The organism is Peribacillus sp. YIM B13482 (assembly GCF_042787975.1).
Lineage (GTDB): Bacteria > Bacillota > Bacilli > Bacillales > DSM-1321 > Peribacillus > Peribacillus simplex_A.
Window position 1 is genome coordinate 1 of the sequence record NZ_JBHZPF010000103.1, and the last position, 6577, is coordinate 6577.

General features: G+C 39.3%; 5 protein-coding genes and 1 pseudogene. 1 reads left to right on the plus strand and 5 read right to left on the minus strand.

Annotated features, from left to right (window positions below):
* Window positions 1-91: 91 nt before the first annotated feature.
* Entirely contained in the window at window positions 92-889 is a 798-nt protein-coding gene (locus tag ACFX4L_RS24610; RefSeq protein ID WP_317777425.1) for a DUF2935 domain-containing protein, read from the minus strand.
* Window positions 890-1314: 425 nt separating this feature from the next.
* Between ACFX4L_RS24610 and ACFX4L_RS24615 the strand changes: the two genes are divergently transcribed.
* Window positions 1315-1959, plus strand: a complete 645-nt coding sequence (locus ACFX4L_RS24615; protein ID WP_377384424.1) for a formylglycine-generating enzyme family protein — start codon at window positions 1315-1317, stop codon at window positions 1957-1959.
* 355 nt (window positions 1960-2314) lie between these two features.
* On the opposite strand, the pseudogene ACFX4L_RS24620 reads toward ACFX4L_RS24615, so the two are convergent.
* From ACFX4L_RS24620 to ACFX4L_RS24635, 4 genes and pseudogenes are all read right to left on the minus strand, one after another.
* Window positions 2315-4115 (minus strand): annotated as a pseudogene (locus tag ACFX4L_RS24620) (S9 family peptidase).
* 220 nt (window positions 4116-4335) lie between these two features.
* A complete protein-coding gene (locus ACFX4L_RS24625) occupies window positions 4336-5343 on the minus strand; it encodes a C40 family peptidase (protein ID WP_375166297.1) in 1008 nt (335 codons plus the stop codon).
* 19 nt (window positions 5344-5362) lie between these two features.
* A complete protein-coding gene (locus tag ACFX4L_RS24630) occupies window positions 5363-6445 on the minus strand; it encodes a dipeptide epimerase (protein WP_377384402.1) in 1083 nt (360 codons plus the stop codon).
* A gap of 15 nt (window positions 6446-6460) precedes the next feature.
* Window positions 6461-6577: DUF819 family protein (locus ACFX4L_RS24635; protein ID WP_377406558.1), on the minus strand; the 117-nt coding region annotated here is incomplete at its 5' end.

The window sequence follows — 6577 nt, forward strand, 5'->3', positions numbered from 1 at the left end:
AATCCCTCCAATAAAAAACCTGCATAGAATAAATTCTATACAGTTTTCAAAAATCCTTTTAGATTGTCAACAGCCCCCATGAGGTACTTTTTTATTCGACTAGCCTCGGTTTCGCTGGATCGCAGTTTGGCTTTTCCGTGTTTGTCGATTCTGCCAGTTTCGTTAAATAATAACATTCTTCACGCCACATATGATCTGCCATTAATGGGGAAAACGTTCCAAGAGCCTGCGCACTAAGCTCAAGTTCCTCCAATTCAAGCAGAAAGTGCTGAAAGAGTTTCATTTCCAATTTGACGTCCGCATTCATTTTTTCCAATGCCGGGAATGTTGACAGATTTGTTCGTAAATATCCAGCCAATTCAACTGCTTTTAAATAATAATCATTAAAATGTTTTTTATATTGGTCACTTTTCTCTTTTAATCTTTTTTCAACATCGTCCATGTTGGATGATATTGCCCCTGCATGCCCTGCTGCATCTAACAGCCAAACCAAATGATGATGGAGTTCATGAAAAACCGGCGGCATTTGATTTGCATTGAAGTATTTCAATAATCTTAAATATTCTTCCAATTCGTTCACCATATGATTAATGAAAGTAGGTGAAAGATGTATTTTAATTTTCCCTACCAGATGTTCTTTTAAAAGGCTTAGCTTAAACTCCCGAAGTCTTAAAACTTCCTCTTCTGCCATGACAGTAAGTTGAGAAATCTCTTCAGAATTGGCTTTACCAAGGAGAGTATCAAATACTTGAATGAATTCTGAAGCAATTTCAATGTTTTCCACTTCAACCGGAGCTAAAGATTCATGGATGAATCTGGAATGGTCTCCTAAGATTTGCAGCCAAAACCGGTGCTCGAACCTTGCTGTTTTCTCCAAAAACTCGTTCATTTGCTATCCCCCAAATTTTAAAAGTATCGAAACTTCACTTATAATTTGTATTCCATGAACTACATACTTATTAATATTAATTGAGGGCGAAATTAAAGTTGCATACACCAAGAAATTAATGTTCTGCAATCCCAATTGAATCAAAAATCCCGTCTACTAAAGAAGGTGAGTAAGTCAAACGAGTGAAAAACCCCCCTTTTTTTCTGCCTTCAGTTACCAAAAAGTGGTGTTATTCAAAATATTGTGAACCGCCTTTGCTTTATATTTTAATTGGTTTTTGAATCTAGATTACTCTGTTTATTGTAAAAACAAAGGTAATTTTTATATTGAATTAATGGATTTTATTGTGGTAAAATTTACAAAATTATGATTATTAGGAGGAAGGATAATTGTCAAATGAAATAATGAGTTACTTTGACTATCCAATGGTGAAAATTCCAGGGGGAGAAATAGAATTAAGAGACGATAGAATAAAAAGCAAATGGAAAGCTGATATAAAACCGTTTCTTCTTGCCCGGTATCCTGTAACTATAGATCTCTATTATGCTATTTCAAATAAACCACCTAATTCTATTGACGGAGATCTAAAACCTGTTGTCGGTATTTCTTGGAATGATGCAATTTCTTTTTGCAATCAACTTTCACATAAAGCTGGACTTAGAGAATGTTATTCTATAAGTAAAAATGGTGAAAACATTAATTGTGATTGGGAAGTAGACGGTTACCGACTCCCTTCAGAAGCAGAGTGGCAATATGCATGTAAAGCGGGGACTACTGGATATAGATATGGAGAGATTGATAAGATTGCCTGGTATAACGGAAATTCAGGGGGCAAAATCCATGAAGTGGGAAGAAAGGAACCGAATTCATGGGGACTGCATGATATGTTAGGGAATGTTTGGGAGTGGTGTTGGGATTTATATGATGAACAAGTATACGGCGCTTATCGAATTTTCCGAGGAGGAAGCTGGGCTGAAGAGGCCAGGGGGTGTGGAGCTTCATGTCGTCGTCGTAGCCATCCGACATTTTGCATAGACGACCTTGGATTTCGTCTTGCCAGGTCTATATAACTTCTACAAAAACTGCTTTCACCGATATACAAAAAACGCTCCGTGAAATTTAAAGGCTCCTTAAACCTGGCTACACTTTGTTATCCATTAATATGACAGCAGAAACCATCCTTATTTTGCCCCCATAAGAAATCATGAACTTTGAATGTTCAATCGTTAAAGAAGGATTGACACACCCGAATGGTTGCAGATCTTCAATCAATCGGAATGACATATCTATAAATCATGAAGTCAAGTAGGGTTTATTTGAAAAGAACTTCCAGTTTTCAACATGAAAACCCCTGCCTCATCACTCTGAAAGTAATTGGCAGGGTTATGCAATTCAATTGTAAATCTCCAGAATATTCGTTGCAGTTTATACCTTCTCTGTTACACCTGCGAATCGATTCAAGAATGAGAGTATTTTTCGATAGACGGCAATTTCATTTTCTTTTTTGGAAAATCCATGGCCTTCATCTTCTAGAAGCATATACTCGACATCTCTTCCTTTGTCTTTCAAAGCTCGAACGATTTGATCTGATTCCTCTTTGACGACGCGGGGATCGTTTGCCCCTTGAATGACAAGCATCGGCTTTGTCATGGATTCTAAATAGGTGATAGATGAATACTCGATTAATTTTTCCTTATCTTTTTCCGGATTTCCTACCCATTGATCCATAACCGGCTTCCAGTCTTCTGGAACGGAATTGATAAATGAGAAAAGGTTAGATGGTCCAAAAATATCGACAACTGCCTTAAGGTAATCCGCATGGCGTCCGTGTAGCAGAAGTGCCATATACCCTCCGAAGCTGCCACCCATCAATAAAATGTTACCTTTTTGTGCATGCCCTTGTTCAATCAGCCAATCAAGACCGGTTACATTATCAAGGCGTGGTCCATTTCCCCAATCACCCTCTACCATTTTCATGAATTCCAAACCATAGCCAGTAGAACCGCGGAAGTTTGGCGCAAAAATACTGTAACCATGATTCAGAAAAAATTGAAAGGAAGTCCTGAAGAATTTCCGTTCGGCCGCCTGAGGTCCTCCATGAGCCAAAAAATGATTTCACCAATCTCATTTTCCTTGCTTGCCCTAAAAAATAACGATTCGATCTCCAGCCCATCATAGGAAGGGTATGTAATGATGTCCGGTTCAAATAATTCGTTAGAATCGACGCCAGGGACAGTATATTTGGTTAATGATACCCACTCTTCACCGGATTTTTTATAAATATTATGTGGCTTGGTTGCGCTCATGCCAAATAAATAAAGCGTGCCTGATGCAGCAACCTCAAGTTTTCCGATGACGCTGCACGGGACATTGATATTTCTCCAATTTTCATTTTGCAGATTGAATTCATATAATTGATCCTCTGCACCCTTTTGACTGGTTATATATAATAATTGGTTCTCTTTACTATATTTCATGGCACTAAAACTCTCATTATACAATTCTTTAACTTTACTGAATCGGTTTGTTTCAAGGTTGTATGAAGCCAAATAAGTAAAGTCCGAATCATAATCAGTCAATAAATATATCATCGAATCTGAAACAAAAACACCATCATTCACTGTGTGTTGTTTCTCAGTAGGCGGCGTAAGCAGGAGATTTTCCTTCCCCCTTTTTGCATAGAGAAGGGTATTTGTATTAGCAAAGTCTTTATAGTAAAGTAGGGTTTCTTCATCAGGGCTAAAGCCAAACAGATAGGTCGCTGCATCCTTCCCCTCCAGGACCAGTGTTTCCTGTCCTGATTCTAAATCTAAACAATAGGAATTTAGATAGGAAGGGTTTCCTCTTGATGTTGTGTAAAAGAGCTTTTTACTGTCATTGGATAAAATCGGCATGAAATTACGTGTGTTTTCATGATGGACGATTTCCTTCATTGTCCCGCCTTTTAAGGGAATTCCATAAAACTGGGTATTTTCATTGCCGTCTTGATCGAAACCAGCAATTATAAACCCGCTCTGTTTATCAAATACCAGCTCTTGACAGCTTTGATCAATGGATGTAAGCGGATAAGGAAAGCAGTTTGGCAGATCCATTCCCATAAATTATACTTGCCACTCAAATTCGTACTGAACACCAGTTGTTTCTCATCCGGACTAACTGCAAAATCAGCAATGGAAAAAGTTCGTAAATATTGCTCAACATCAGGTTTGGGAAAAGTGATCTTCATTTGCAACCCCTTATATTATAATATAATGAAAAGTCTGTAATTAATTATACCATATTTTACCTTATTGATATATGTAATTCAAAAACCTAAGGTAGTAGCCAATTCAAGTTATTTTGTTGAAAAAAACACAGCTGTGATCATTGCTACTTCTAACGCTTGAAAAATCTTGTTTTAAATCCGAAAAAGCCTAAGAGCTCGGTGCTCTTAGGCTTTTTTAAAATCAATCGATATATCTTCTTGCTCCGGCATATTCCTCTCCGTATCCCGATGTTTTTATTTCATCTATCCTTACATGTGTAGAGCTGTTTGGAGAATGAATCATTTTCCCGTCACCAATATACATTCCAACATGATGCACCTTACCTTTTCCTTTATCATAGGCAAAAAATAGTAAATCGCCTTGTTGAAGATTTTCCTGTTCCACCTTTTTACCATGAAGCGCCTGAATGGAAGAGTCCCTTGGGATCGTTATACCGTTAGCATGGTACATGGTATAGGTAAAGCCAGAGCAGTCAAATCCAAAACCGGACATTCCAGCCCATAGGTAAGGAAGTCCTAAAAAATCTTTTCCTGATTCTACAATGTCCTTACCGGTTGGAACTGGAATTTGACTTTCGTCTTGATAAACGGACACGTCATTCGTTTCTATCCATTTTGCTCCATTACTTGGTGTCATCACCTTCACTTTATCTTTTTTCACCTGTAATAGCGGAAGGCGTGTATCGAAGCTGACCTCCATGAATTTCGACCGATGTTTCGAATCCGAATAAAGCCAAGTCTTTGGAGCAGTTACAAGGGCAAACCCTCTATTAAACTGCTTATTAAAGGATTTTCCTGATTTCAATTGCCCTTTTGGCATCCATCCAGGATAACCTGCATCATTACGGGGTGTCAGCTGATTGGCAACAGCAACTTTCACCCATTCACCCCGCTCTTCAAGAATGGTCACTTTAGAACCATATAACGCCTGGGTTTCCAGGTTACCCACAAGCCACAGTTTATCTTCATAATTCATGGAGCGTATCCATGCATTCAAATCGACGGGATTCGATGCAGAAGGAGCATCGATGTCCCTTAATAATCCCGGCTCCGTCCAAAGAGTGGCCACTACTACATCTACATAGGCAATTCTCTCCTTCTCTCTTGAACTAGCTTCATTGGGACTGAATACTAAAATACCGATAGTAAATAAAGATATCACTACAACTGTTAACCTTTTCAAAATAATCACCCTTTCGAAATAGTTTTTATTGAGTAAATGAGGATTTCCTCTTGACTCCTAGTCCAGGTTTCTCGGAAATGAGAAGTTGATTTTTCGCAAATTGAATGCCCTCAAATGGTTCATCCTTAATCCATAATGGTGCATCTAAATCAATCTTCGTTATATTTGGATGGGCGGTTGCCAGATGAGCCGCGGCTGCTACGCTCACGGATGATTCCATCATACTGCCGATCATGCATTCCACCCCGACTGCTTCTGCCAGATCCGCGATTTGAAGTGCGCGTCGAATGCCTCCTGTTTTCATTAATTTAATATTAAGGAAATCAACAGCATGTTCATTCAGGAGCCTCATGGCATCACGAGGGGAAAACAAACTTTCATCGGCCATGATAGGCACTTGGACGCACCTCTTTATTTCTTTTAAACCTTCGATATCATGGGCTTGCACGGGTTGCTCCACCAAATCAACGTTCAGCTTTCTTTCCTCGAGTTCATGAATGATTGAAATTGCTTGTTTTGTTGTCCACCCTTGATTTGCGTCAATCCTGATAATAACTTGATCGCCAACAGCAGCACGAATGCAGGCAACCCGCTCCACATCACTCTTCCAGTCTTTCCCCAGCTTTATCTTCATTGTTGAGAATCCGCAATCGATGAGGGACAATGCCGCCTTTGCCATTACTTCGGGTTCATCCACGCTGATTGTCATATCATTTTTCAGGACATTTGATTTACCACCCAGATATTGATATAAAGGGAGCCGCCATCGTTTGCTGACTGCGTCATATAAGGCGATTTCAACTGCAGCTTTTGCACTTGTGTTTCCTACACAGGATAATTGGATTAGTTGAGACAATGCGTTGATATTCTCGATGTCGCGGCCAATTAGATGTGGCGTGATCACTTCTTCAATGATGGTCATGATTCCATTTGCAGAATCACCTGTTATGGCAACCGTAGGGGCTGCAGCCCCCAAACCTTCCGTTCCATCTTCCAACTTCACCGAAACCATGATATTTTCAATTTCCATTGTTGTACGTAATGCAGTTTTGAATGGCTTGACAAGTGGCAAGGTTTCCACTGATACTTGTAAACTTTCAATCTTCATATTAACAACCCTTCCTTAAAAGCTTAAGAGTATATATGATGTTAGAATTCCAAAATAGGTACCCAGAAGACTGCCGAGTACAGCCATCAAAATCCCGACCGGTATTAGCGCACGGTTGAATGCCCCTGCCAA